Below are 25,856 nucleotides of genomic sequence, written 5' to 3' on the forward strand. Positions count from 1 at the left end.
GCGCCAGCGTGCCCGACACCCTGACAGATGCCAGAATCACCCCGGCGCTCCAGCCGGGGTGCTCGATCCTGGTGATCGCCGCACATCCCGATGACGAGACTATCGGCGCCGGCGCGAGGCTCGCCGGGACGCCTGACGCCGTGGTGGTCCAGGCGACCGACGGCGCGCCGCGGAACGGCCCGGACGTTCGTAATGCCGGCTGCGCGAGCTGGCAGGATTATGCGGCGCTGCGCCGGCACGAGCTTGCGCGCGCCATGGCCTTGGCAGGCCTGCCCATGGAACGGGTCATCGGCCTCGGCTACCCGGACCAGGGCGCCTCGCCCGGCATGGCGGGCCTTGCCCGGGAGATCGAGGCACTGCTGACGGCGCTGCGCCCCCGCCTCGTCCTGACACATCCATACGAGGGCGGACATCCCGACCACGATGCCGTCGCCTTTGCGGTCCATGCGGCCCTGATGCTGGCGCGGCGCTCCGGCGCAGCGCCTCCGCATGTCGAGGAAATGGCGTCCTATCATGCCGCGGAGGACGGGACGACGCGGTTCCAAGCCTTTCTGAACCGGGCGGACGCCCCGGAGCGAACAATCGTCCTGTCCCCCGACGGACGTGCGCTGAAGCGGCGCATGATCGATGCCTACGCGAGCCAGGCGACAACGCTGGCCCCCTTCCGCGACGACGTGGAGCGCTTCCGCCCCGCTCCCGTCTACGACTTCACCCGGCCGCCCCATCCCGGGCCGCTCAATTATGACCGGTTCGCGTGGGGCATGACGAGCCTGCGCTGGCGAACCTGTGCGACCGAGGCGCTGCATGCGCTCGGCCTGGAGGACACGGCATGGCGCTGACGGTGCTGAGCGTGGCCTATCCCTTCGCGCCCGTCGGGCCGGATGCCGTGGGCGGCGCCGAGCAGGTGCTGGCAGCGCTTGACCGGGCATTGGTCGCCGCAGGGCACCGTTCCCTGGTGATCGCATGCACGGGGTCCCGCGTCGCCGGCGTGCTGCTGCCGGTCCAGCCACCGGGCGGGCGGATCGACGATGCGACGCGTGCGGCAGTCCAGGGCGCCGTGCGCCGCCGGATCGCCGAAGCGCTGGCCCGGCATCCCGTCGACCTCGTGCACCTGCACGGCATCGACTTCGCGACCTACCTGCCGCCACCCGGAATCACGACCCTTGCGACCCTTCACCTGCCCCCGGACTGGTATCCGGCCGATACCTTCGCGGCAACGCGGCCCGATCTTCACATGGTCTGCGTGTCGGAGACCCAGCAACGCGCCTGCCCACCTGGTGCCCGGCTGCTTCCCCCCATCGGAAACGGGGTCGACGCGAGCCCCACCGTGAAGGCCACGAGGAGGCGCTTCGCGCTGGCCCTGGGCCGCGTCTGCCCCGAGAAGGGGTTTCACCATGCCCTCGACGCGGCGCGACTCGCCGGCCTGCCGCTGCTGATCGGGGGCCGGGTCTTTCCTTATGAGGCCCACGAGCGGCATTTCGCCGAGGAGATCTGGCCGCGCCTCGGCGCGGGCAGCCGCTTCCTCGGGCCGGTCGGCGGCGCCCGCAAGCGGCGCCTGCTGTCGGCAGCGCGGTGCCTGCTGGTGCCGAGCCTCGTTCCGGAGACCAGTTCCTTGGTCTCCATGGAGGCCATGGCCAATGGAACCCCGGTCGTAGCCTACCGCAGCGGCGCCCTGGCCGAGATCGTCGAGCCCGGTGTCACCGGGTTCCTGGTGGAGCCCGGGGATATCACGGGGCTGGCCGACGCCGCGCGCGCCGCGGACAGCATCGATCCCGCCGCCTGCCGGGCAGCGGCCCGTACCCGCTTCGCTGTCGAGCGGACGACCGATCGCTATCTGGACCTCTATCGGCGTCTTGCCGACGGAGCGGCCAGGGCCGGGGCAGCCTGATGCCTCCCGTCCTGCTGCAGGGCCGCGCGAACGGGAATGCCCCGATGCGGCCCGGAGATCTTCGAATCGAGGCGATCCGCACCCTCGACGGCCTCGACGCGGTGCGGCCGGCCTGGGAGGCGCTGTGGCGGGAGGTTCCCGGCGCGACCCCGTTCCAGCACCCCGCATGGGCGATTGCCTGGTGGCGGGCCTTCGAGCACGGGGAGCTGTGGACCCTGGCGGTGCGCGACGACCGGGGCCTCGCGGGGATTCTGCCGCTCTACCGGGAGGAGGACGGCCGGCTCCTGCCTCTCGGCGTCGGCATTACCGACTGGCTCGACGTGCTGGCACGGCCGAACCTTCCGCTCGCCCCGCTGGTTGCCGCGCTTCCGGCTCTTACGGGCTGCGGCCGGATCGAATTCCCCGCCCTGTCCGAGCATGCCGCCCTGGCCGCTATGCCGCAGCCGCCCGGCCTCGTGGAGGATGGCGGCGAGGACGGCTGCTGCCCGACCCTGAGCCTGCCGGCGACAGCGCGGGGGGAGGAGCCGGATCTCTCGGCGGCGCTTCCGGCGCGGCAGGTCCGCAATCTCCGCCACACCCGGTCGCGAGCGCTGCGGGCGGGCCCCCTCGGCTTCCTCGCTGCGACGCCCGCCACGGCGCCTGCGCTGCTCGAAGCGCTGTTCCAGCTGCATGCCCGGCGCTGGTCCCTGCGCGGGGAGCCCGGCGTTCTTTCAGACCCCGCCGTCCGGGCGTTTCACCGGGACGCCGTTCCGGCGCTGGCGCGGGCAGGCCTCCTGCGGCTGTACGGGGTGACGGTCGGCGACCGCCTGGCGGCAGTCCATTACGGGCTGCACGACAGGCTGCGCGCGTACTATTATCTCGGCGGGTTCGAGCCCGAGCTGTCGGCTCTGGGCCCCGGCGTCCTGGCGGTCGGCCATGCCGTCGCACAGGCGATCCGCGAGGGCCTCGGGGAGTTTCACTTCCTGCGCGGGCGCGAACCCTACAAATATGCCTGGGGCGCCCGGGACCGGCCCAGCCGGGTGCGACGCTTCAGGCCGGTCGGTGAGGAGCCGGCATGAGCGCGTCAATCGGTCTGCGCTGGACGATCGGCGACGTCAGCCCCCTGGGCTTCGAGGCGCTGCGCCTGTCCGTCTGGGGTGCCTGGCGCCTGTTCGGCGACGACGCGGGATACGTCGTGGTCGTGAACTCGCTTCCGGTCGCGTCGGCCCGGACGCGGGCGGGGCCGGTTCCGGATTGCGTCCGCTGGATGGCCGCAGGCGCGCTGCCGGACGCGCTGCGTTCCCATCTCGGTCCGGGCATGGCCGAGGGCGTTGCCTGGAAGCTGGCTCCGCCGCGGTGTTTTCCCGGCCGCTACGAGCTGTCCCTGGACAATGACTGCATCCTGTGGGACCGGCCCGCGGCACTGGCGGCCTGGCTGGAAGAGACGGCGCCCCGCTGCCTCGTTGCGGCGGATGTGGAGCTGGCTCTCGGGGCGTTCACGAATCTGACGGACGCCCGGCCGCGCAACACCGGAATTCGCGGCCTTCCGCCCGGCTACGATCTGACGGCGGCGCTTGCCGCGGTGCTCGAGGAGCACCCCGCACCGCTCGAATCCGAGCTCGACGAGCAGGGTCTCCAGGTGGTCGCGCTGGACCGCGGCGCACCGGCCCATGTGGTCTCGACCGAGGACGTCGCGATCTGCTCGCCTTTCTGGCCGAAGCGGCCCGTCCTCGGCCGTGCGGGCGCGCATTTCGTGGGCCTGAACAGCCGCTCGCTGCCCTGGCGCTACTACGACCGGCCGGCGAGCGACTGGGTCCGCGAGAACTGGAACCGGCACCGGGCGGAGCTCTACCGCCGCGTCGGGCTGGAGCCGCAATGAGCACGCCGCCCGAGCCGGAGCGGTTCAGCTTCGTGCTTGAGGCGGTGATCCGCCCCGCTGCGGCGGACGACCTGCCCGCGCTGGAATGGATGGGCCTCCACAGTCCTCAGCGCAGCGTGATCCGCGATGCCTTCGCGGCGCAGCTTCGGGGCGATGGGTTGATGCTGCTGGCTGTCAGCGCGGGCTTCCCGGTGGCGCAGGTATGGCTCGACCTGGTTCGGCGCCGCTCCGAGGGTATCGCCGTGCTCTGGGCAGTGCGGACATTTCCTCCGCTGCAGGGCGCGGGCATCGGGCGGCGCCTGATGGAGGCCGCCGAGAGCGAGCTGCGACGGCGGGGCATCATGCGCGCCGAGCTCGTGGTCGAGCGCGCCAACGGCGGCGCGCGCCGGTTCTACGAGCGGCTTGGCTGGCGGGCCGTCCGGCCGATCGAGGAGCGCTACTGGATCCCGGACGAGGCCGGTCTGGCCGTGGAGCACCAGCTGGAGGGCTGGCTCATGGCCAAGGACCTTCCCCCTTAGCGGCGGCCGGCACTCCGGGCTGCAAGCCCTGCCGTCAGCGCTTCCACGAATTTGCGCGCGACATCGCCTTGGGTATCGAACCGCGGATTGAAGATCGTCACGTCGATCCCGACCATCCGGCCGGACGCCGCAGCGGCAGCCAGGATCGTCGAAAGCTCCCCCCAGGACAGGCCATCCGGCATGCGGTAGTCGACCGCAGGCATCACCGCGTCGTCGAGGACGTCAGCATCCAGATGCACCCAGAAGCCCGCTGCGGCAGTGGTGCTCAGGTGCCCGAGCGCCCGCGCCGCAGCCGCCCCGGCCCCGATGGTCCGGACGGCGGTGAGGTCCAGCATCGCAATACCCGTCTCCTCGATGCGCTGGCTGCCTTGGCTGTCCGCCTCGGCAGCGTCCCGGCGGCCGAGCACCACCACGTCCGCGTCCTGAACCAGTGGCCCGAGCCCTTCCAGATCCGCGACGATCGCAGGGCCCCGGCCGGTGGCGAGGGCGAGTTCCATGGATGCCGCCTCGCCCTTGGGTTCCGCCTCGGGCTGGTAGAAGTCGGCATGGCCGTCGAGAAACAGGAGGCCATAGCGCCCCCGGCGCCGGAGCGCGAGCAGGCAGCCGAGCAGGATCGAGCAGTCGCCGCCGAGCACCACGGGAACGGAGCTGCTATCCAGCAGCGGGCCCAGGGCGTCGGCAAGCGCAGCCGAGTAATCGGCGATGCCACGCGGGTTGAGCAGGCCGGTCTGCGAATCGCGTGCCGGGTCGTAGGGCGGCGGCGCGACCCTGCCGGCGTGCCTCGCACCGATACCCGCGGCGAGACCGGCTGCGAGCAAGGCGTCGGGCAGCGTCTCGACGCCTCCGGGAAAGAGCCCCAGGACCGACGGGGCTTCGAGGATGGCAAGGGGCCTGCTGGTCATCTGGGCCCTCCCTGCGGCTGGTTCCCAGAGCTTGCCACAACTGCCGCTTGCCCGCCGTATTGCAGAAAGGCTGGGTGGGCCCTTGCAAAGCAGCCGACCGCGTCGCATTCCTGGACGCCCGCCGCCAGCAGGAGCCCGCCACTCGTGACCGCGCTGACCTTCGTCCATGACCCGCTGTGCGGCTGGTGCTATGGTGCCTCGCCCCTGGTCCGCGCCGCGGCTGCGGCGGGGATCGTCGTTTCCCTGCGCCACCGTGCGCTGTTCACCGGCGCCAACGCGATTCCGAACACCGCCGAATTCGCGGCTTATGCCTGGAGTCACGACCAGAGGATCGCCCGGCTCTCGGGCGTCCGGTTCTCCGAGGCCTATCGCGAGCGCATCGTGGGCAACCGCGCTCTCATCCACGATTCCTGGACCACGGCACTGGCCAAGCAGGTCGTGGACGCGCAGTCGCCGGACCGCGCGGTGGAATGGTTCCTGCTGGTCGAGAAAGCCCGGTTCGACGAGGGGCAGGACGTCACCGACCCGGCGGTGCTGGCCGGGCTTGGAACCGCGCTCGGAATCGCCGAGGACGCTTTCCGCGCGGCGCTTGCCGCGCCGGCCACCGCGGAGGCCGCCAGGGCAGAACGCGACGAGGCCGCGGCCCTTTGCATGCGCCACGGGTCCGGCGGCGTGCCTCTGCTCCTCGCCGAGCGCGGCGGCCGTCTGCTGCCTGTGCCGCACGGATCCTTCCTCGGCGATCCCGAGGGCCTCGTCCGCGCCCTGGCGGCGTAGGATCTGCTCAGGCGATCGCGATCACGACCTTCCCGACATGGGAGGCGCCCTCGATGTGGCGGTAGGCGTCCCTGGCCCGCTCGAAGGGGAAGACCTCGTCGATCACGGGCTTGAGGCGGTGCAGCGCGATCGCACGGTTCATCGCCTCGAACATCTGGCGCGAGCCGACATAGATGCCGCGCACGGTGACGCCGGCACCCAGGATCATGCCGGGATCCATCTGCCCGGTGGTCAGCACGCCGATCAGATGCACGGCTCCGCCCAGCCTGCATGCGGCGATGGAGCGCGGCAGCGTCCCCGACCCGCCGACCTCCACCACATGGTCGACGCCGCGGCCGCCGGCCAGCCGGCGCACTTCCTTCTCCCAGTCCGGGTGCCGGCCATAGTTGACGCCCTCCGCCGCGCCCATTGCCCGAGCGCGCTCGAGCTTCGCGTCGCTGGACGAGGTCGCGATGACGCGTGCGCCTGCGGCATGGGCGAACTGCAGGGCGAAGATCGAGACGCCTCCGGTCCCGAGCACGAGCACCGTCTCGCCGGCCTGTAGCGACCGCAGCCCGTAGAGCGCATTCCAGGCCGTGACGGCGGCGCAGGGGAGAGAGGCGCCCTCCTCGAAGGAGAGGTGCTCGGGCAGGTGGACGAGCCCCTGCTCGTCGAACAGGCGGTATTCGGTCAGCACGCCGTCGATGGCGCCGCCCAGCGCGGAGGCGCGGTCGCTCTCGGCGATCTCGCCGCCGATCCAGGATTGCATGAAGATCCCGGCGACCCGGTCGCCGGGCCTGACGCGTGTCACGTCGGGGCCAACTTCCACAACCTCGCCGGCCCCGTCCGACAGGGGCACCAGATTCCTCGGGACGCCGCCGGTGCCGTAGCGGCCCTGGGCGATCGCGAGGTCGCGGTAGTTCAGCGATGCAGCGCGCATGCGCACCAGCGCCTGACCCCGCGCGGGCCGCGGCGTCTCGTCGCTGCCGAGCGTGAGGTCGTCGATACCATCGGTCCTGGGGAGCCGGTAGAGCCGCACGCGAAATCCCTCCCTGATCCGGGGCGGCCTGCATCCTCAGCCGCCCTGATTGACGGCGAACCGCGGCACGCCGCGGAGGTTCCCTTTCTGAGCGGCGCCGGATCCGGCAAGAAACCGTTCAATGCTGTTATTGAAATTGCCGCGCGACGGTCGGATCCGTTCACGCGCGCTGCAAGTCCTTTATCGACGAGGCGCGCATACCAGCAATCCTCGGCCCGATCGCCAGCGAAGGCGGTCGAATAACGTTCCGTTAAATTTCATCGATTAGCATGATTCGCGAAAAAATATATGCCCGCCGTCGTTGCGGGCGCGAGGAATCAGGGACGAAGAAGGGGAAAGGAATGGTCCAGCAGGACAAGGCGGCGTCGGCCGCGGCGAAGGCTCGCCGGCACTGGGGCCTGCGCGGGAAGCTGTTCATTGCGATCGGCGCCGTCCTTTCGGGCACGCTGATCGCCGCCGCCGTGGCGCTCTGGAGCTATGGGAAGTTCTCCCGCACGGTCGACGAGATCGCGGGCCAGGCCATGCCGGCCATGACCGAGGCGCTGCGCACGGCCATGCAGGCGGAGCGGCTGGTCGCTCTCGCGCCGGCGCTCGCAGCCGCCGAGAATGCCGAGGACCGCCAGCGCCAGTCCGAGCGCCTCGCCGTCGAGCGCACGGAGTTCGAGCGCCGCCTGGCCGAGCTCGGACGCCTGAGCGCGGGTGCCGATCTCGATGCGATCCGAAAGACGTCTCAGGAGCTCCTTGCCAATCTCGGCGAACTCGACGCCGCCACTGGCCGCCGCATCGCCATCGTCGCCGAGCGCAACGCCCGCCAGCCTGAGATCTTCGCCCAGTCCGCGAGGGTGCTGGCGCTGCTCGCCCCATGGAAGTCTCTCTCGAACGCGGGCCGCACGCAGGCGGTCGAGGTCATCGAGAACCCCGCCAGCACCGTCGATGCCATGCGCGAGAGCGGCCAGGCGCTGCGCAAGCTGTTCGAATCCGAGGAGTCGGTCCGGACCATCGAGCAGAACAGCCTCGAACTCCGCAACGGGCTGATCGAGGTCGCCGCCACCCTGGATGCCGAGAGGGTCGAGCTCCTCAAGGCGCAGTCGCTGCTCCGCTACATGCGCGTCCAGCAGGCTGTCACACAGATGCCGGAGGGCTCCCGGGAGGCCCTGAAGGCGCCGCTCGCCCTTCTGGAGAAGGAAGCCGGCGACGAGGGCTTCGCCGCCCTACGGACCGAGGAGCTGCAGATCATTGCCCGGCTCACGACGCTGACGACGCAGAACCACGGCCTGTCGGCGGAGCTTGCCACGCTGACGGGCAAGCTGGTCGCGGCCCGCGACGCCGAGGTGCGGGCGGCCACGACCTCGACGTCCGAGATCCTGTCCAGCAGCACGACGCTCCAGATCGCCGTCAGCCTGGTCAGCATTCTCGGCTCGATCCTGATCATCTGGCTCTATGTCGGGCGCAAGCTCGTCGGTGGGCTGCTGGCGCTGCGCTCCACCATGGCCAGCATCGCCCAGGGCAAGACGGATCTGACCGTGCCCGGCCTCGACGGAACCGATGAGATCGCCGACATGGCCCGCGCGGTCGAGGTCTTCCGGCAGAACGAGATCGAGCGCGAGCGCATCCGTGCCGAGCAGCGCGCGGCCGCCGAGCGGGCGCGCGCCGAGCGCGTCCAGCTCATGAACGGGCTGGCCGGGCGCTTCGAGGGATCCGTCGGCGGCATCGTCGAGGCCTTCGCGACCGAGACGACGCGGATGCAGGAGACGGCCCGCAGCATGGCAGAGGTCGCCGAGCGTGCCGGCAGCCAGGCCCAGGCCGTGGCGGTCGCGGCCGAGCGCAGCTCGGCCGACATGGAGACCGTCGCCGCAGCCGCCGAGGAGCTTGCCGCCTCGATCACCGAGATCGGGCAGCAGGTGGCCCATTCCGGCAGCGTCGCCGGCCGGGCCGTCGACCAGGCGCGGCGCACCGACGAGCGCGTGGCCGGCCTGAGCCAGGCCGCAAGGCGCATCGGCGAGGTGGTGAGCCTGATCAACGAGATCGCCTCGCAGACCAACCTGCTTGCCCTGAACGCCACCATCGAGGCGGCCCGCGCCGGCGAGGCCGGCAAGGGCTTCGCCGTCGTCGCCTCCGAGGTCAAGGCGCTGGCCACCCAGACGGCCAAGGCCACCGAGGATATCTCGACCCAGGTCACCGCCGTCCAGACCGCGACCGGGGAGACCATCAGCGACATCCGCTCCATCGCCGCGGTGATCGAGGAGATGAGCTCCATCGGAGCGTCCATCGCCGCAGCGGTGGAAGAGCAGGACGCCGCCACCGCCGAGATCGCGCGGACCGTCCAGCAGGCGGCGCAGGGTACGCACGAGGTGTCGCGCAACATCGGCGGGCTGACGGCTTCCAGCCAGGAAGCCGGCGCCGCGGCCGACCGCGTGCTCCAGGTCGCAAATGCCCTGACCACCCAGTCGACCCTGCTGCGCGACGAGTCGACGCGCTTCGTCGAGGGCGTCAGGGCAGCCTGATCCCGGGACGGACGGTCCGGCACCGGCGGCCCGCGCGGGGGTGGCCCCTCCGCGCGGGCCGTCTCGCTTCTGGGGCTCCGGAATTCAGCGCAGGCTGCGGAAGGACACGCGCAGCTCGTCGACGAGGAGGCCGGGCTGCTCCATGGCGGCGAAGTGGCCGCCGCGGTCGAGCACGCCCCAGTGCAGCAGGTTCGTCCAGGCCGCCTCGGCCCAGGCGCGGGGTGGTTGCAGGACTTCGCGAGGGAAGAGCGATCCCGCCATCGGCAGGTCGATGTTTCCGAAGCTGCGCATGGTCGGCCCCCCGCGCATGTTCTCCCAGTAGGTGCGGGCCGAGGATCCCGCCGTGTTGGTCAGCCAGTAGAGCGTGATTCCGTCCAGAATATCGTCCAGCGGGACGGCATCGGTGGGATTGCCGCGGTTGTCCGTGAAGGTATGGAACTTCTCGTAGATCCACATGGCCTGCCCGACCGGCGAGTCCGCCAGGGCATAGGCGAGCGTCTGCGGGCGGGTCGACTGCTGGCGGAAATATCCCGAGTGTTCGCCCGAGAAGGCATTCCAGGCGTCGATGGCGCGCTGCTCCTCGGGCGTGGGCCGTTCCGGCAGCTTCTCGGGGAAGACAAGCGGGAAGTTCACATGCGCCGCCTGCAACCCGGCGGGCCGGAGCTGCGCCATAACCGTGGCGATCGCAGCGCCCCAGTCGCCGCCCTGCGCGACCCAGCGACGGTATCCCAGCCGCTGCATGAGCACGCCGAAGGCATTGGCCGTCCGCACCAGGTCCCAGCCTGGCTCCCGAGGCTGGTCCGAGAAGCCGAAGCCAGGCAGCGACGGGACAACGACGTCGAACGCGTCCTCGGGGCGGCCGCCATGGGCGACGGGATCGGTCAGCGGCCCGATGATCTTCATGAATTCGAGCACCGATCCCGGCCAGCCATGCATCAGGAGCATGGGCAGGGCATTCTCGTGGTGTGAGCGCACGTGCAGGAAGTGGATGCCCAGCCCGTCGATCTGCGTGCGGAACTGGGGATGGGCATTCAGCGCCGCCTCGCAGCGGCGCCAGTCGTAGCGGTCACGCCAGTAAGCCACGACCTCCTGCGCCCTCGCGAGCGGAACGCCCTGGCTCCAGTCCTCGACCGGCTCCCTGTCGGGCCAACGCGTCGCCGAGAGCCGCCGCCTGAGATCGTCGAGTGCCGCCTGCGGGATCGCGACCTTGACCGGCCTGATGGCCTCGGCTCCATCCGTCGGCGTCGTACCGTTGACGGTTCGGAGGCTGGTCTCGCTGTCGAAGCTGTCCGGGGTCGCTTGCATGTCTTCACTCCTGAAGCAGGATCCGGGCCTGCGACGCTCCCAGCCGCGGATTGCATGACCATTTCACCCGGGCGCGACACGATTTCAGATGTAGCCGCATCGGTTCCCGTCGAAATCGTCGTGCAACGCAGCCGCTGAATTCTCGGCACGCCGACCCGCTGGCAGTCGATGGCACCGCGGCGTTCCGACAGACACCTCGCCCTGTCGTCGCGCCGCATTCCGCGCCGCCGCGGGTCGGCACCCATCCGATAACCGAAAGCGGGAATGCGCCATGAAGAAGACCCTCATGCTCGGCATCGTGCTGAACGCCCTGGTCTCGGGTGTCGCTGCGGCCGAGATCCGGATCGGCGTCGCCGCTCCGATGACCGGCTCGTCGGCGGCCTTTGGCGAACAGTTCCGGGCCGGCGCCGAGCAGGCGATCGACGACATCAACGCCAAGGGCGGGGTCAACGGCGAGCGTTTGAGGCTGCTGATCGGCGATGACGCCTGCGATCCGAAGCAGGCGGTGTCGGTAGCGAACCGGCTGGCCTCCGAAGGCGCCGTCTTCGTGGCAGGGCATTTCTGCTCGGGGTCCTCGATCCCCGCGAGCAGGGTCTATGACGAAGAGCGCGTCATCCAGATCTCGCCCGGCTCCACGAACCCGGTCTTCACGGACCAGCGGCCGGGCAAGGGCATCTTCCGTGTCTGCGGCCGCGACGACCAGCAGGGCCAGGTCGGCGCGAACTACATCATCAAGCAGTTCCCCAACGCCAAGGTGGCAGTGATCCACGACAAGAGCGCCTGGGGCAAGGGCGTCACCGACACGGTCCTGAAGACGCTGCAGGCCGGCGGGAAGAAGCCGGCGCTGGTCGACTCCTTCTCGGCCGGCGAGCGGGACTACACCGCGCTCGTCACGAAGCTGAAGCAGGCAGGCATCGACGTCCTCTACGCCGGCGGCTACTACACCGAGGTCGGCCTGATCACGCGTCAGATGCGCGAGCAGGGGCTGAAGGCGGTCGTGATCGGCGGCGACGCCCTGTTCACCGACGAGTACTGGGCGATCACCGGCAAGTCCGGCGATGGAACGCTGATGACCTTCGCCCCCGACCCGCGGCGGAACAAGGCCGCGGCGCCGGTCGTTGCGGCGATGCAGGCGAAGGGGCGCAGCGCCGAAGGCTATGCCCTCTACACTTATGCGGCTATCCAGGCCTGGGCCGAAGCCGTCAGGAGCGCGGGCTCGACCGACTACGAAAAGGTCGTGGACGCCCTGAACAACGGCAAGTTCGAGACCGTGATCGGCACCGTCGACTTCGACAAGAAGGGCGACGTCACCCTGCCGGGCTTCGTCGTATACGAGTGGCGCGACGGCAAGTATGACTACGCCCAGGCCGCCCAGGCCCGCTCGTCCAACTGAGACCGGTGGGGGGGCCGCGGCGCGGCCCCTCCTTGTGCCCGGGGCGCGGCGCTCAGACCAGGCGCCAGCGGCGCAGGCGCTCGTAGTAGGGCCGCGCCGCCTCGGCCACGCGGGCGAGCCCGGCCGGGAGGGCTGGCGGCTCCGGAGGCGGCGGGCCGAAGCCGGTGGATGCCTCGACCGAGGCATACCAGTGGGGCGCCCAGACCCCATCGGTCGGCCGCCGGCCCGCAGGCCAGCGCAGCATGGCTTCCGTGAAAGGAACGTCCAGCGCCGCGCACAGCCGCCGCAGCACGGTCCCGGGATCGACGAGGACGTCGCGCGCATCCACAACCGGCGGAGCCTCACCAAGCCGGTCGGCAGCCCGGTCGAACAGCTCGGCCTGACGCTCGACACCGATATCGGCGAGATCCACGCTGCCGCGGCGCTGGACGTACGAGGCCACAACCTCGACTGGATCGCGGATCAGGAAGGCGTTCCGCACGCGGTCCGTCCAGTCCAGCCCGACGCCCGGCAGCATGTGGTGCGTCATATGCTTCTGGTAATGGATCCGCCTCCCGCCGGGCACCGGATCCTCGACCAGCGAGGCGGCGACCTCCCGCCAGTCGCCCGATTGGCTCGCCAGCACAGCGTCGCGGCCGGGATGGTCCAGCCCCGTTTCCGCCAGATAGAAGGCGTAGAAAGGCTCGTCCACGACGGCCGTGTCCGGGCGGTTCTCCCAGGCCCGCATCATCGCCGTCGAGATGTTTCGGGGCCCGGACCACATGGCGATCCGGATGCTGTCCGGCATCACGCGCCCTCCCCGGTCATGTAGGCCTCGTAGCGCGCAGCCAAGTCCCGGGTCAGCGGTCCCGGCCGGCCGGTCCCGATGACGCGGCCGTCGATGCGCGTCACCGGCGTGATGCCGCCGAGCGTGCCGGTGACGAAGGCCTCGTCCGCGGAATAGGTCTCCGCAAGGGTGAAATCGGTCTCGCGCGCCGTGCCGCCGCCCTGGCGCATCAGCGCCAGGACCTTGCCGCGGGTGATTCCCTTGAAGTTGCAGCGGCCAGTCGATGTCCAGAGCTCGCCGCGGCGCACGATGAAGAAGTTGGTCGAGTTGCAGCTCGCCACGAAGCCCTGCGGGTCGAGCATCAGGGCCTCGTCGGCGCCGGCATCGATCGCCTGGATCAAGGCCTGGATCAGGTTCAGACGGCTGTGGGAGTTCAGGCGCAGGTCGAAGACGTCCGGGGTCGAGCACCGGAAGGTCGAGGTGAACAGCGCCAAGCCCTTCTCCTTGGCCTCGGGGCGGGGACGCTTGTATTCGGCGACCACCACGATGGTGGCGCCGCCGAGCACGAAGCGGGGATCCTGGTTCGGCGTCTTCTTGCGTCCCCGGGTCACCATCAGGCGCACATGAGCGCCGTCCTCCATCCCGTTGCGCGCCAGGGTCTCGCGGACCACCGCCGTCAGGGCTGCGCGGTCCATTCCGATGTCGAGGCGGATCGCCGAGGCGCCCTCGTAGAGGCGGTCCAGATGATCGTCCAGCGCCAGGAGCTTGCCGCGGACCAGCCGCAGCCCCTCCCAGACGCCATCGCCGAGGACGAAGCCGCTGTCGAAGACCGAGACCCGGGCCTCGTCACGCGGCACGAACGCTCCGTCCACATAGACCAGCACGGATTCGTTCCGCGGGTCGTCCACATAGCCCTGCGCGCTCTCCTTGGACATTCCGTGCCCGCTCCCGATGCCGTAGACGGCGGGCATGCTCGCCCGTCCGGCGCCGGCGGTCAAAGGGCTTCGCGCGGGACTGGCTCCCCTGCGCCACGGCCCCGGATATGCTCCGCCCTTAGCGGAACACCCGCCGTGCCAAAGCCAGCGCGAGCTGCCCCGCGCCAAAGACGCAGAGCACCATGACCAGCGAGCGCAGCGGCTGGACACCCAACCAATCGAGCCAGGACAGCAGCCTGGGATTGCCGGCCAGGAACCGCCAGACCAGCCAGGCAGCGATCCATCCCAGCAAGAAAGGGGCCCAACGCTTCATGATTCCTCCTGATCCGCAGAGCCGCCCGGGGCGCCGCGCAGGGCGACGCTAGCCGCCGCGGGTTAAATCCGGCTTCACGCCGAAGCGTGCCGAACCACGGCCGCGCGCGTTGAGCCAATATCGAGCCCAAGGAGGAGCCCCATGGCCGGAACGCGGGACAAGCCCACCTTCGCGAACGACCCCGACGGCAACCAGATCCCCGACATCGCGACCTCGCCCGGCATCATCCCGCAGGCCCCGCTGCCGGAAAAGGCGCCCTCGCGCCCTCAGGCGGAGCGCCCGGCACCGGAATCGGGCGACCACCCAGAACAGCCGGGCCGCCCCCGCGCCTGATGCGGATGCCCAGGGCCGCGGGATTCACGCGTCTGGCCCTGGCCGCTCTGCTGGGCGTGCCCTGCCCCGCCGGGGCGGAGGTGGTCAGCCGGGCGCCCGGGATCGAGGTCGTCCGCGAAACGATCCCGCGGGCGGACGGCGGGACGGCGGAGCTGCTGCTCGCGCGGATCTCGCCGGGCCGGATACTGGCGCGCGTCTCCGGCCCTGGGGAGGTCGGGGAGGATGTCGGCACTGCCTGGAGCGTCACGATCAACGGCAGCTACTTCGACGCGCAGCGGCGACCCGTCTACCTGTTGCGCGCCGGGGAGCGCGAGATCGCTCCCCTGCGCAGAGGCGGCAATGCCGTCTTCTGGTGCGCGGGCGGCCGCTGCGCGATCCAACGCTCAACTGTCTTCGACCCGCGGGCGCAGCGTGACCTGGCGGTGCAATCCTCGCCCCGTCTGCTGGCAGGCGGCCGGCCGACCGTGGGCGTAAGAGGCGCCGAGGTGGTGGACGCGCGCGCCGGTCTCGGGATAACGACGCACGGAGATGTCCTGGTCTTCGCGACGCCGCCGCAGGCATGGGCCGGCCTGTCCTTCGAGGGGCTCCGCGATCATCTGGCCAAGCGCCACGCGGCGAGCGACATTCTGATGCTGGACGGCGGCAGCTCGGCCCGACTGAGCATCCGCGTTGGTTCCGAAACCTTCCGGAACGGCCTTCTGGCGCGCAACGTCCCCTACAGCCTCGTCTTCTCGGCCCGCTGAGCACCCCTTCGCAGGGGCTTGGCGCGCGGCGCGCCGGCGACTAGCCTGCCCTCCCCTTTGAAGCGCGCGGTGCACCATGAGCGACCCCATCGAGCAGCGGCTCGTGGATCTCGAGATCCGGGCCGCGCACCAGGAACGGACCATCGAGGAGCTCTCCTCGGTGCTGGCGCGCCAGGACCGCGCCATCGACGCCCTGACCGCCAGGCTGCGCCGGCTGACGGAGCGGCTGCTCGCCCTCGAAGGCGGATGGGAGCGCTCGCCCCAGGACGACAGGCCGCCGCCGCACTACTGACCGAGGCCAAATCCAGCCGACGCCAGCGACCGGACGCGGAGCCGCCATGTACATTGATCTCAGGAAGACAGAGCAGGAGATGCAGGCCGTCGTCGACAGGCTCGACTCCCGCCTCGGCGGCCTGCGCACGGGGCGCGCCTCCACGGCGCTGCTGGAGCCCGTGCGCGTCGATGCCTATGGCGACGCGACGCCGTTGACGGCGCTCGCCAGCCTGTCGGTGCTGGACGCGCGGACGCTCGGAGTCTCGGTCTGGGAGCGCAGCAACGTCAAGGCCGTCGAGAAGGCTATCCGCGAATCGGGCCTAGGCCTCAGCCCCGTGGTCGACGGCACGTTGCTGCGCCTGATGCTGCCGCCGCTCGACGCCGCGCGGCGGACCGAGATGGCACGGCTCGCGGCACGCTACGCCGAGGAGGCGCGGGTCGCGGTGCGTGGAGTTCGGCGCGACACCAATGATGCCATCAAGCGGGCGAAGGACATGAAGACCCCGGTGGCCGGAAGCCTCCAGAAGAAGGTCCAGGAGCTGACCGATCGTTTCGTCGAGACCATCGACGGCATGGCTGCGCGCAAGCAGGCGGCGATCCTGGAGGCCTGAGCCGGCGCGGAGGCTCAGGCTTCGGACCGCCCCGACGGCTGGGCCGAGCCCGTTGACATCGCGGATTGCAGCCTACCTAGATTGACGTCCCGCCTCGGAGCGGCGAACGACAGGAAGGGGCTTGCCGTGAAAGGGATCCTCGCCGGCCTCCTGTTCTCCGTCGGCGCGGCCCTGGCGACGTCGGCACTGGCGCAGTCGCAGCCGCCCGTCGTGATGAGGATCAGCCACCAGCTTCCGCCGGACCACCACGTTGCGCGGATGATCGAGGCCTTCGCCGCCGATATCGAGGCGCGCACCGAGGGCGGGATCGACGTCCGGATCTTCGGATCCGAGCAGGCTGCCAGGGCCGGCGACAACTTCCCTGCGGTCGCCCGCGGCACCATGGACGCGGCGCTCAGCGTGAACTTTCAGTGGGGCGGTCTCATCCCCGAGATGAGCGCCCTGACGATCCCCTACTACTTCACCGATCTCGACCGCATCCGGCGCTTCGCCGCATCGGACGCCCGGCGCTTCCTGGACGAGCGGCTCGCGGCGCGGGGTGTGCGGAACATCGCCTGGATCTACACGACGCGACAGGCGATCTTCACCTCGGACGAGCGGCCCATCGTCCGTCCCGGGGACCTGAAGGGCCTGAAGATCCGGGGCCTCAACGCGTTGACCGACAGCGCGCTGAAGGCCGCAGGCGCCGTTCCGACCGCGATGCCGGGCTCCGAGATCTACGAGGCGCTGGCAGCGCACATCCTCGACTCCGGGCTGACCGACCTGTCGGCGGCCTACAGCCGGCGCCTCTACGAGGTCCAGAAATACGGCCTCGTCGCGCCCTACTGCACGGTCTACTTCCATCTGTTCGCGAATGCCGCCTGGTGGGACGGGCTGCCGCCGGAACACCGGCCGGCGATCCTGGCGGCAGCGGCCAAGCTCGAATCAGAGGCCATCGAGGCCACCGAGACCGAGGCGGCGCAGGCGGTGGGCCGCCTGCGCGACAAAACGATGAGGATCCGGATCCAGACCCCCGAGGAGACGGCCGCCTGGAAGGACGCCATGCAGCGGCCCGTGCTCGACGCCTTCCTGAAGTCCGCGCCCGAGAGCGGCCCCCGGATCCTGGAGCTCCTGGGCAGGCTGTAGGGCGCCCGGGTTCCTCTGCCTTGACGTCGGGGCCCTGCCGGGAACCAATACCTTCGGAGGTGCCCTTGACCGAGGATGTTCCCGAGATCCACAGCCCGGCCCTTAAGGCGATCCACGCCTATTACCGCTCGCTCGCAACGGCAGACGGCCTGCCGGGCCGGCAGCACATCGACCCGGCCGCGCTGCGTACCCTGCTGCCCCACATCGTCCTGGCTGATGTCGTGGAGGACGACTTCAGGCTCCGACTGATCGGAACCCGGGTCGTGGACATCTGGGGCCGGGACCACACGGGATATACCTTCTCCAGCTTCCCGAACACGCCCTTCGTGGAGGGGCTGCGGAGAAGCTATGCCCGGGCACGCGACGAGAAGCGCATCATCCACTGGATGGCCACGCGCCCCGTCGATTCGCTGGTCTTCTACGAGCGCCTGGCGTTCCCGCTGGCGCGGGACGGCCGGACTGTCGACATGGTGATGGGCGCGGTGGACTTCGCCCGGAACGCGCAGGGCCACCCCGTCACGCTGCAGGGGCGCGAGGGCTTCTGCCGCTGACGAGGATCTACGCCGCGGCGCGCTACCCCGGCGCGCCGCGCTCGGCGGCCGGAATGATCTCCTCCGCCAGGATGGCCTCGAGATCCCCGACATAGCCCTCGGACCTCGCAGGCCGCGTCGGGTCGGAGGAGACGACCACCGTGAGCCCCAACGTGGGAACAAGGTAGAGCATCTGCCCGCCGTAGCCGCGTGCATAGGCGACCGGCCTGCCGCCCATCTCGGCCAGGAACCAGCCGTAGCCGTACTGGTCCCCCGAGAACGGCGAGCGCGTCCTCGGCATCCAGGATGCCTCGATCCAGGCGGCGCTCAGCACCCGCCTGCCGTCCCGGAGGCCGCCATTGCGCCACATCTCTCCGAAGCGGAAGAGATCCTCGGGCGAGAGCACCATGTTGTTGCCCCCGAGATAGAAGCCCTGCGGATCGCGGGTCCAGGGCCGGAACTCGATCCCCAGCGGATCGCCCAGCCAGTCGCGGGCGAGCGCGAGCAACGAGCGCCCGGCGGCCTGGGCGAGCACCGCGCCGAGCACGTGGTAGCTGCCGGTCGAATAGAGCATGCCACCCCCAGGCTCCGCGACGAAGGGACGGCTGAGGGCGAAGGCGACCCAGTTCCGGCTTTCGACCCAGCGGCCGTAGTTCGGCCCCGAGGTCCGCTCGAGCCCGGCCTGCATGGTCAGGAGCTGCGCCAGGGTGATGTCGCGCACCCGCGGGTCTGCGTTCCGCGGAATCAGGTCGGGCGCGATCTCGGCCAGGCGCTGCTCTGGCCCGCGCAGCACGCCGCGGTCGATGGCGGCCCCGACGAGCGAGGCGACAATCGTCTTGGAGACCGACTTGACGTTGACCGGGCGCCCCAGACCGGGCCCACGGAACGCCTCGCGAACGACCATCTCGCCGTCGCGGGCGACGATCAGGCCGTGGATCTGGTCGAAGCGTGCGGCACGTGCCAGCGCCCGGTCCAGCCCCGCGCGGTCGAAGGGGCGCGCGGCCGAGGCCAGACCCGCCCGCGGCATCAGAAGGGCGATCGGCGCCGCCGCGCCCGCGCCGATCACCAGACGCCGCAGCGGGTCGGCAGGTCCGCCGGAACCGCCCAAGGCCATGGGAATGCTTCCGTGTCGCATTCAGGAAAGGTGGTGAGGGATGGCGCCGCGCCAAGGTCCGCCCACACGGCCGAGCGCCGGAACGGGCCTCTCCCGGCATATCGCAGGGAGGCTTCAGGCCAGCTTCTTGTAGAGGAAGGCCGTGTCGCAGGGGCGCCCGTCGGGCATCAGCGCGAAACCGGGGACACGCCCGACGGGTGTCCATCCCAGGCGCAGATAGAGACGTTCGCCATCGAGCTCCGGCACGGTGTCGAGCACAAGAAGCGTCTTGCCGGCGGTAAGCGCCGCCTTCTCGACCGCGGTCATCAGCATGGCCCCGATGCCGCGTCGGCGGAAGGCGGAGTGGACCAGCATCTTCGCGACATCCGCGCGATGCGGCTGATTCTCGGGCTGGCCGAGGACGAGCTGCACCGTGCCCACGACGTGGCCGCGGGTGTCCTCGGCGACCAGCAGCGCACGCTCGCCCGACCGGACGCCTTCGGCCACCTTGCGCCAGAACGCATCGGCCCGCTCGCGCGTGAGCGGCGCCATGAAGCTGACCGAGGCGCCGGCGTGAACGCAGTCGATCAGCACCTCGGACAGGGCGGGCACGAACCCGTCGACCTCGCCCGCGTCGAGAACGCGGACGCCGATGGTCTCGGAGACGGCGTCTGTGGCTGTGTCGCGCAAGGTGCGTTCTCCTCTTCAGCGGCGGGCGCGACCCCGGTCTTCCGTGGTCAGGACCACGAGGTAGCGGGCCGGGCTGTCCGTGGAATTGTGATAGGTGATGGGACGGTCGAGCCGCATGGCAAAGCAGTCTCCGGCCAGGAGACGGTGGCATTCGTCGCCGAGGACTACGTCGATCTCACCCTCCAGGACCCAGACCTGCTGGTCGATGCCGACCTCGCGCACCCCCGTCTCGTAGGTGATGCGACCACCCGCCGGAAAATCGACCTCCACGAGCTCGATAGGCGAGTGGAACCCGGGCGGCGAGAGGTTCCGTCGTACGTAACCGGTCTGGGGATCGCGCCACAACGGCTGCTCGGAGCGCCTGGCGACGGGCGAGACAGTGTTGCGTTCGGGCTCGAACAGCGAGGCCAACGTCACCCCCAGGCCGGAGCTGATCCTGTCGAGCACCACGGCGGTCGGGTTGCTCTCTCCGCGCTCGACGAGCGAGATCATCGATCGGCTCACACCGGAGCGGTCCGCCAGCTCGTCCAAGGTCAGCCCGCGCGCGCTGCGCAGCCGGCGTACGCGCCCGGCCAGCATCCGGTTCAGATCACGATCCTGTTCTTCCATGATCCAAGATTGAATATCCATTATACTGGAGTCAATGAGATCATGGCTGGGGGTTCATAGCCGGCGTAGGAGGCTCGACGGCGGAACGGCCGGCCGCGTCCGCGGTTGCCGTTGCGAGAGAGCGCAGTCCCAGGACAGAGGAATCGGCCATGCTCAAGCTCATCCGCAACATCGTGATCCTAAAGAGCGTCATGAAACTGCTGCGACGCGCCCGCCATTGACGGGCACAATGGCCCGCTCCTTGGGGAGGGGCGGGATTCCGCAGGGATACTGACGTCACGCCCGGTGCAGACCGTATTCGCCCTGCCCTCGTCGATTGATCCCGGTCCATCCCGCAGGCCCCGGGTTTAGCTTCACCTGAATACCAAGCAAGAACCCTCTTCCCTCCGGGCCCCGCCGGCTGCAGGCCGGCGGGGCCTTCCACGCATCTGTCCGGCGTCGACCGCCTTTACATTTTTAACAGAATGAAATCGTTGATACGGGTGGATGGAGAATCTATTGCCGTGCCGCCGCCGGTGAAATACAAAACCATAACGGCGTGGATAGATAAAAATTGGGGAACCACATGGGCGTGATGAGAAATGTCGCGGCATTGGCCGCGCTGGTCCTGGCGAGCGGCGGCGCGCTGGCGCAGGAGGTCTCGGAGGTCCGGATCGCCCAGCAGTTCGGGATCGGCTACCTGCCCATGACCGTCGTCAAGGAGCAGAAGCTCCTGGAACGGTTCGTCCGCGAGGCCGGCCTGCCGGAGCCGAAGGTGACCTGGACGCAGGTCAGTGGGGCTGCCGCCATGAACGATGCCCTGTTGACCGGGAACCTGGACTTCGCCTCGGCCGGCGTCGCCCCGATGATCACCATGTGGGCCCGCACGAAGGGACGGCTCGACGTGCGCGGCGTGACGTCGCTGGGGTCCATGCCGAACTACCTGAACACCAGCAACCCCGCGGTGAAGTCCCTGGCGGATTTCGGTGAAAAGGACCGCATCGCGCTGCCCGCCGTGAAGGTGGGGTTCCAGGCCGTCCTGCTGCAGATGGCAGCGGCCGAGGCGTTCGGGAAGGACAACTACGGCAAGCTCGACCCCATCACCGTCAGCATGTCGCATCCCGACGCGACGATCGCCCTGCTCGGCGGCCGGTCCGAGGTCACGGCGCATTTCGCGTCGCCTCCCTTCCAGGAGCAGCAGCTCCAGGACCCGCGCGTGCACCGCGTTCTCAGCAGCTACGACGTTCTGGGCGGGCCGCACAGCTTCAACATCGTCTACGCGACGGGGAAGTTCCGCGACGCCAATCCCAAGACCGTCGCCGCCTTCGTCGCCGCGATCGACGCCGCCAACGACTTCATCGCCAGGAACCCGAAGGAGGCGGCCGCGCTCTACATCAAGGCCGAGAACTCGAAGCTGGAGCCCGCCTTCGTCGAGAACCTCGTGACGGACAAGGCCACCCGCTTCACCTCGGCGCCCGAGAACACCATGAAGTTCGCCGAGTTCATGCACCAAGTCGGGCTGATCAAGGAGAAACCCGCGAGCTGGAAGGACCTGTTCGTTCCCGAGCTGCATGGAAAGGCCGGAAGTTGAGCGCCCTGCCCTCATCCGCCCGGCGCGGGGAGCCCATGCCCTCCGCCGGGACTGCATCGCCCCTGCTCGCCGTTCGCGACGTGACGATCCAGTACCGCACGCCGGACAGGCTCGTGACCGCCGTGTACGACGTCTCCTTCGACGTCCTGAAGGGCGACCGCTTCGTCCTGCTGGGTCCGTCCGGCTGCGGCAAATCGACCCTGCTGGGGGCCGTCGCCGGATTCCTGCACCCCGCCGCCGGGACGATCACGCTGGACGGGCGGGAGGTCCGGGATCCCGGGCCCGACCGGATGGTCGTGTTCCAGGAGTTCGACCAGCTCCTGCCCTGGAAGACCGTGCGGGCGAACGTCGCCTACCCCATGATCACCAGCGGCCGCTTCGACCGCCGGACCGCGCTGGAGCGTGCGGATGCCTTCATCGCGAAGGTCGGCCTTTCGGCCTTCGCCGACAGCCATCCCCACACGCTGTCCGGGGGCATGAAGCAGCGGGTGGCGATCGCCCGCGCGCTCGCCCTCGAGCCCGCGATGCTGCTGATGGACGAGCCCTTTGCCGCGCTGGACGCCCTGACCCGGCGCAAGATGCAGGGCGAGCTGAACGAGCTCTGGGAAGACACCCGCTTCACCCTGCTCTTCGTCACCCATTCCATCGAGGAGGCCATCGTCATCGGCAACCGCATCCTGGTGATGACACCCCATCCCGGCCAGGTCCGGGCCGAGCTCGACGCAAGCGGGCTCGGCGAGGCCGACCGCGGCACGCCCGCCTTCGCACAGCTCGAGCGGCGGATCCACGGCATGCTGTTCGGCGAAGCCCATGGCTGAGACCAGCGCAGGCGGAACCGTGGCCTGGCGGCCAGAGCGCGAATACCGCCCCGCGCCGCCGGGTGCCATCGGCGACGTATCCCAGTCGCTGCCCTGGCTGCACCGGCTGGCGGCACGGGAAGACTTCTGGCGGCTGGCGGTGCTGGTGGCCCTTGCCCTGGTCTGGGAAGGCTACGGCCGCTGGCTCGACGACGACCTTCTGTTCCCGACCTTCTCGCAGACCGTCGCGGCGCTGTGGACCGCCACCGTCTCGGGCGTGCTGCCGTTGCGCACCCTCGCCTCGCTCGAGACGCTGGCCATGGGCTATGCCGGCGGCGTCGCGCTCGCGGCGATCCTGACGACCTTCGCCACCTCGACGCGGATCGGCGCCGCGCTGCTGACGACGCTGACCGCCATGTTCAATCCGCTGCCTGCGATCGCGCTTCTGCCTCTGGCGCTGCTGTGGTTCGGGCTCGGCACGCCCAGCCTCGTCTTCGTGATCACCCATTCGGTGCTGTGGGCCGTCGCCCTGAACGCCCATGCCGGGTTTCGCAGCGTCGGCCCGACCCTGCGCAAGGCCGGCCACACCTTCGGGCTCACGGGCTGGCGCTACGTTGCGGGCATACTGGTCCCGGCCGCCTTCCCCTCGATCCTGTCGGGTCTGAAGATGGGCTGGGCCTTCGCCTGGCGCACGCTGATCGCGGCCGAGCTGGTGTTCGGCGCCTCGTCGAGCGGCGGTGGCCTCGGCTGGTTCATCTTCGAGCACCGCAACCAGCTCCTGATCGCGGAGGTCTTCGCGGGCCTGCTGACGGTCATCGCCATCGGGCTGGTGGTGGAAAGCCTCGTCTTCGGCACCATCGAGCGCCGCACCCTCGACCGCTGGGGCATGCGGCGCTGAGCCGCCCCGTCCCCTCTTCCCACCCCGATCGGGCTTCCGTATTCCTCTCTGGTGAAAGACATGACCACTGCCGCCCGGCGCGATTTTCCGGCCCATGACGCCAACCTGACCGCGGACCGGCCGAGCTTCGTGACCCATCTTGAATGCTCCTATACCGGCGAGCGCTACGAGGCCGACACGCTCCACAACCTCTCGAAGGCGGGCAAGCCGCTGCTGGTGCGCTACGACCTCGATGGGGTGCGGCGGGCGCTGAGCAAGGACGAGCTCGCCCGCAGGCCTGCCGACCTCTGGCGTTACCGCGAGCTGCTGCCCGTCCGCCGCAAGGAGGACATCGTATCGCTGGGCGAGGCGGTGACCCCACTGATCCCGCTGCCGAAGCTCGCGCGAGGGCTGGGCGCGGATCCCGACGCGATCCTGGTGAAGGACGAGGGACGGCTGCCCACGGGATCCTTCAAGGCGCGCGGCCTCGTGATGGCGGTCTCCATGGCCAAGGCGCTGGGCGTGCGCCACATGGCCATGCCGACCAACGGCAACGCGGGCGCGGCGCTGGCGGCCTATGCGACACGCGCCGGGATCCGGACGACGATCTTCTGCCCAGAGGACACGCCCGAGGTGAACGTCTCGGAAATCGCGCTGCAGGGCGCTGACGTCTACCGCGTGAACGGGCTGATCGACGACTGCGGGAAGATCGTAGGGGCCGGCAAGGAGAAGGTCGGCTGGTTCGACGTCTCGACCCTGAAGGAGCCCTACCGCATCGAGGGCAAGAAGACCATGGGCCTGGAGCTGGCCGAGCAGCTCGGCTGGGACGTTCCCGACGTGATCTTCTACCCGACCGGCGGCGGGACCGGGCTTATCGGCATGTGGAAGGCCTTCGCCGAGCTGGAGGCGATCGGCTTCATCGGTTCCAAGCGGCCCCGCATGGTGGCCGTCCAGGCCGCGGGCTGCGCACCCATGGTGCGCGCCTGGGAGAAGGGCGAGGAGCACGCGCCCCGCTGGGAGGACGCGCACACCATCGCCTCCGGCATCCGGGTTCCGCAGGCCGTGGGCGACTTCCTGATCCTGCGCGCCGTGCGCGAGAGCGGCGGCTTCGCGATCGCCGTCGATGATTCCGCGATCCAGGCCGCGCTCGGCGAGGTCGCCAGGGAGGAAGGCTTCCTGCTGTGCCCGGAGGGCGCCGCGACCTACGCCGCCTATCGCCAGGCCCTGGCGGACGGTCGGGTCGGCCGCTCGGACCGGGTCGTGCTTTTCAACTGCGCGACCGGGCTCAAATATCCCCTGCCGCGGGTCGAGCGCACGCTGGACCGCCACCATCCCATCGACTGGTCGAGGTTCTGAGGTGGCGGCGGCTTCCAGCGTGTCGGTCGCGCCCGACCGGCTCGAGCGCTTCGTCACCGGCATCATCGCGGCCCATGGCAGTGCCCCCGAGGAGGCGGCGGAGGTGGCCCAGAGGCTCGTCGAGGCGGATGTGACGGGGCATGCCAGCCATGGCGTCACGCAGGTCGAGGTCTACGTCAACAGCCTGCGGCTCGGCCACCTCTCCCCCAACCGGCATGCCGAGATCGTCCGGGACGAGCCGCCCTTCCTCGTGGTCGAGGGCGGCTTCGGCTACGGCCAGGTGATCGCGCGCGAGGCGACGGACCTTGCGATCTCGCGGGCGCAGAGCGGCGGGGCCTGCATCCTGGCGCTGCGCAACGCCCACCATATCGGGCGGGTCGGCGCCTATGGCGAGCGTTGCGCGGCCGCGGGAATGATCGGGATCTTCTTCGTCAACGTGGTCAGCCGTGCCCAGGTGGCGCCGCACGGCGGGGCACGGCCGCGACTGGGAACGAACCCCATCTGCATCGCGGTGCCAGCGACCGACCGGCACCCGCCTTTCCTGCTGGATCTCGCCACCAGCGCCATCGCCGCCAACAAGTGCCGCATCGCGGTCGCTAAGGGCGAAACCGTGGCCGAGGGGCTGATCCTGGATGCCGAGGGCAGGCCGACCACCGACCCGTCCGTGATGTTCGGCCAGCCCCAGGGCGCGCTGCTGCCCTTCGGCGGCCACAAGGGGTTCGGGCTTGCTCTGGCCTGCGAGATCCTGGCCGGCGCGCTGGCCTCGGGCCTTCCCTCGCTGCCCGACAACCTGCGCCCGGGACGGGTCGCCAACAGCGCGCTCGCCTTCGTGATCGATCCGGCGCGTGTCTCCGGTCCCGAATGGCGAAGCCTTACCGACGCGGTCCTGGACTACGTGCTGGACACGCCGGCAGCCCCGGGCTTCGACCGGGTCCGCGTCGCCGGCCAGCCCGAGGCCGAGCACCGCGCGGCAGCGGCAGCATCGGGTGTGCCGCTGGACCCCGGGACGCTGGCGGCCCTGACCCGGCTGGGGGCCGAGCAGGGTCTGGACCTCGCGGAGCTGCTCGGCCCCTGA

The 25,856-nt window shown here is 70.2% G+C and carries 28 protein-coding genes; 19 read left to right on the top strand and 9 right to left on the bottom strand.

Features of this window, described 5'->3' with window-relative positions; all coding sequences use genetic code 11:
* Positions 1-8 precede the first annotated feature (8 nt).
* The 5 genes from JUB13_RS03000 to JUB13_RS03020 are packed head-to-tail and all read left to right on the top strand — an operon-like array spanning position 9 to position 4,264.
* On the top strand, positions 9-839 hold the full coding sequence (locus tag JUB13_RS03000) for a PIG-L deacetylase family protein (protein WP_207477092.1): 831 nt from the start codon (positions 9-11) through the stop codon (positions 837-839).
* Positions 830-1,888 (top strand): glycosyltransferase, encoded by a 1,059-nt coding sequence (locus JUB13_RS03005; RefSeq protein ID WP_207477093.1) that lies wholly within the window; start codon positions 830-832, stop codon positions 1,886-1,888. The genes JUB13_RS03000 and JUB13_RS03005 overlap by 10 nt, the downstream gene beginning before the upstream one ends.
* A complete protein-coding gene (locus JUB13_RS03010; RefSeq protein WP_207477094.1) occupies positions 1,888-2,946 on the top strand; it encodes a GNAT family N-acetyltransferase in 1,059 nt (352 codons plus the stop codon). The genes JUB13_RS03005 and JUB13_RS03010 overlap by 1 nt, the downstream gene beginning before the upstream one ends.
* Complete coding sequence (locus JUB13_RS03015; RefSeq protein ID WP_207477095.1) at positions 2,943-3,746, top strand: hypothetical protein; 804 nt, start codon at positions 2,943-2,945, stop codon at positions 3,744-3,746. The genes JUB13_RS03010 and JUB13_RS03015 overlap by 4 nt, the downstream gene beginning before the upstream one ends.
* Complete coding sequence (locus JUB13_RS03020) at positions 3,743-4,264, top strand: GNAT family N-acetyltransferase (RefSeq protein ID WP_207477096.1); 522 nt, start codon at positions 3,743-3,745, stop codon at positions 4,262-4,264. Before JUB13_RS03015 ends, JUB13_RS03020 begins: the two co-directional genes overlap by 4 nt.
* On the opposite strand, the gene JUB13_RS03025 is transcribed toward JUB13_RS03020, so the two are convergent.
* Positions 4,261-5,166, bottom strand: a complete 906-nt coding sequence (locus JUB13_RS03025; RefSeq protein ID WP_207477097.1) for an arginase family protein — start codon at positions 5,164-5,166, stop codon at positions 4,261-4,263. The genes JUB13_RS03020 and JUB13_RS03025 overlap by 4 nt on opposite strands.
* 144 nt (positions 5,167-5,310) lie before the next feature.
* Between JUB13_RS03025 and JUB13_RS03030 the strand changes: the two genes are divergently transcribed.
* Complete coding sequence (locus JUB13_RS03030; RefSeq protein ID WP_207477099.1) at positions 5,311-5,940, top strand: DsbA family protein; 630 nt, start codon at positions 5,311-5,313, stop codon at positions 5,938-5,940.
* A 7-nt stretch (positions 5,941-5,947) separates the two neighbouring features.
* Here JUB13_RS03030 and JUB13_RS03035 read toward each other — a convergent pair whose 3' ends face one another.
* A complete protein-coding gene (locus JUB13_RS03035; protein WP_207477101.1) occupies positions 5,948-6,958 on the bottom strand; it encodes a zinc-dependent alcohol dehydrogenase family protein in 1,011 nt (336 codons plus the stop codon).
* Between the two features lie 341 nt (positions 6,959-7,299).
* Here JUB13_RS03035 and JUB13_RS03040 point away from each other — a divergent pair, with 341 nt between their 5' ends.
* Positions 7,300-9,462 (top strand): methyl-accepting chemotaxis protein, encoded by a 2,163-nt coding sequence (locus JUB13_RS03040; protein WP_207477103.1) that lies wholly within the window; start codon positions 7,300-7,302, stop codon positions 9,460-9,462.
* Between the two features lie 84 nt (positions 9,463-9,546).
* On the opposite strand, the gene JUB13_RS03045 is transcribed toward JUB13_RS03040, so the two are convergent.
* Entirely contained in the window at positions 9,547-10,767 is a 1,221-nt protein-coding gene (locus tag JUB13_RS03045) for an epoxide hydrolase family protein (RefSeq protein WP_207477105.1), read from the bottom strand.
* Between the two features lie 271 nt (positions 10,768-11,038).
* On the opposite strand from JUB13_RS03045, the gene JUB13_RS03050 reads away from it, so the two are divergent.
* Positions 11,039-12,160, top strand: a complete 1,122-nt coding sequence (locus tag JUB13_RS03050; protein WP_207477106.1) for a branched-chain amino acid ABC transporter substrate-binding protein — start codon at positions 11,039-11,041, stop codon at positions 12,158-12,160.
* A 52-nt stretch (positions 12,161-12,212) separates the two neighbouring features.
* On the opposite strand, the gene JUB13_RS03055 is transcribed toward JUB13_RS03050, so the two are convergent.
* From JUB13_RS03055 to JUB13_RS03065, 3 genes are all read right to left on the bottom strand, one after another.
* Positions 12,213-12,947, bottom strand: a complete 735-nt coding sequence (locus tag JUB13_RS03055; RefSeq protein WP_207477108.1) for a sulfotransferase-like domain-containing protein — start codon at positions 12,945-12,947, stop codon at positions 12,213-12,215.
* Positions 12,947-13,897 (bottom strand): aminotransferase class IV, encoded by a 951-nt coding sequence (locus JUB13_RS03060; RefSeq protein ID WP_236024670.1) that lies wholly within the window; start codon positions 13,895-13,897, stop codon positions 12,947-12,949. The genes JUB13_RS03055 and JUB13_RS03060 overlap by 1 nt, the downstream gene beginning before the upstream one ends.
* Positions 13,898-13,979: 82 nt before the next feature.
* A complete protein-coding gene (locus JUB13_RS03065) occupies positions 13,980-14,174 on the bottom strand; it encodes a hypothetical protein (protein ID WP_207477109.1) in 195 nt (64 codons plus the stop codon).
* A 141-nt stretch (positions 14,175-14,315) separates the two neighbouring features.
* Here JUB13_RS03065 and JUB13_RS03070 point away from each other — a divergent pair, with 141 nt between their 5' ends.
* The 6 genes from JUB13_RS03070 (at position 14,316) to JUB13_RS03095 (ending at position 17,810) form a co-directional block, all read left to right on the top strand.
* Positions 14,316-14,507 (top strand): hypothetical protein, encoded by a 192-nt coding sequence (locus JUB13_RS03070; RefSeq protein ID WP_207477110.1) that lies wholly within the window; start codon positions 14,316-14,318, stop codon positions 14,505-14,507.
* A 5-nt stretch (positions 14,508-14,512) separates the two neighbouring features.
* Entirely contained in the window at positions 14,513-15,250 is a 738-nt protein-coding gene (locus tag JUB13_RS03075; protein WP_207477111.1) for a phosphodiester glycosidase family protein, read from the top strand.
* A 76-nt stretch (positions 15,251-15,326) separates the two neighbouring features.
* Positions 15,327-15,542, top strand: coding sequence for a SlyX family protein (locus JUB13_RS03080; protein WP_207477112.1), 216 nt, complete (start codon positions 15,327-15,329; stop codon positions 15,540-15,542).
* 46 nt (positions 15,543-15,588) lie between these two features.
* Positions 15,589-16,134 (top strand): ribosome recycling factor, encoded by a 546-nt coding sequence (gene frr, locus JUB13_RS03085; RefSeq protein WP_207477113.1) that lies wholly within the window; start codon positions 15,589-15,591, stop codon positions 16,132-16,134.
* Positions 16,135-16,260: 126 nt separating this feature from the next.
* Complete coding sequence (gene dctP / locus JUB13_RS03090; protein WP_328702850.1) at positions 16,261-17,259, top strand: TRAP transporter substrate-binding protein DctP; 999 nt, start codon at positions 16,261-16,263, stop codon at positions 17,257-17,259.
* Between the two features lie 65 nt (positions 17,260-17,324).
* Positions 17,325-17,810, top strand: coding sequence for a PAS domain-containing protein (locus JUB13_RS03095; RefSeq protein WP_207477115.1), 486 nt, complete (start codon positions 17,325-17,327; stop codon positions 17,808-17,810).
* 22 nt (positions 17,811-17,832) lie between these two features.
* On the opposite strand, the gene JUB13_RS03100 is transcribed toward JUB13_RS03095, so the two are convergent.
* From JUB13_RS03100 to JUB13_RS03110, 3 genes are all read right to left on the bottom strand, one after another.
* Entirely contained in the window at positions 17,833-18,903 is a 1,071-nt protein-coding gene (locus JUB13_RS03100; RefSeq protein ID WP_207477117.1) for a serine hydrolase domain-containing protein, read from the bottom strand.
* Positions 18,904-19,017: 114 nt separating this feature from the next.
* Entirely contained in the window at positions 19,018-19,572 is a 555-nt protein-coding gene (locus JUB13_RS03105; RefSeq protein WP_236024671.1) for a GNAT family N-acetyltransferase, read from the bottom strand.
* 15 nt (positions 19,573-19,587) lie between these two features.
* Positions 19,588-20,181, bottom strand: coding sequence for a helix-turn-helix domain-containing protein (locus JUB13_RS03110; RefSeq protein ID WP_207477119.1), 594 nt, complete (start codon positions 20,179-20,181; stop codon positions 19,588-19,590).
* 565 nt (positions 20,182-20,746) lie between these two features.
* Here JUB13_RS03110 and JUB13_RS03115 point away from each other — a divergent pair.
* The 5 genes from JUB13_RS03115 to JUB13_RS03135 are packed head-to-tail and all read left to right on the top strand — an operon-like array spanning position 20,747 to position 25,856.
* Positions 20,747-21,751 carry an ABC transporter substrate-binding protein gene (locus JUB13_RS03115; protein WP_207477121.1) on the top strand — a complete coding sequence of 335 codons (1,005 nt, stop codon included), beginning with the start codon at positions 20,747-20,749 and terminating at the stop codon, positions 21,749-21,751.
* Positions 21,752-21,786: 35 nt separating this feature from the next.
* Entirely contained in the window at positions 21,787-22,569 is a 783-nt protein-coding gene (locus JUB13_RS03120; RefSeq protein WP_207477123.1) for an ABC transporter ATP-binding protein, read from the top strand.
* Positions 22,562-23,446 carry an ABC transporter permease gene (locus JUB13_RS03125; protein WP_207477125.1) on the top strand — a complete coding sequence of 295 codons (885 nt, stop codon included), beginning with the start codon at positions 22,562-22,564 and terminating at the stop codon, positions 23,444-23,446. The genes JUB13_RS03120 and JUB13_RS03125 overlap by 8 nt, the downstream gene beginning before the upstream one ends.
* Before the next feature lie 60 nt (positions 23,447-23,506).
* The gene (locus JUB13_RS03130) at positions 23,507-24,781 is read left to right on the top strand and encodes a threonine synthase (RefSeq protein WP_207477127.1); all 1,275 of its coding nucleotides are present in this window, start codon (positions 23,507-23,509) and stop codon (positions 24,779-24,781) included.
* Position 24,782: 1 nt separating this feature from the next.
* Positions 24,783-25,856, top strand: coding sequence for a malate/lactate/ureidoglycolate dehydrogenase (locus JUB13_RS03135; RefSeq protein WP_328702851.1), 1,074 nt, complete (start codon positions 24,783-24,785; stop codon positions 25,854-25,856).

It is taken from the genome of Arenibaculum pallidiluteum, assembly GCF_017355985.1.
GTDB classification, from domain to species: domain Bacteria; phylum Pseudomonadota; class Alphaproteobacteria; order Azospirillales; family Azospirillaceae; genus Arenibaculum; species Arenibaculum pallidiluteum.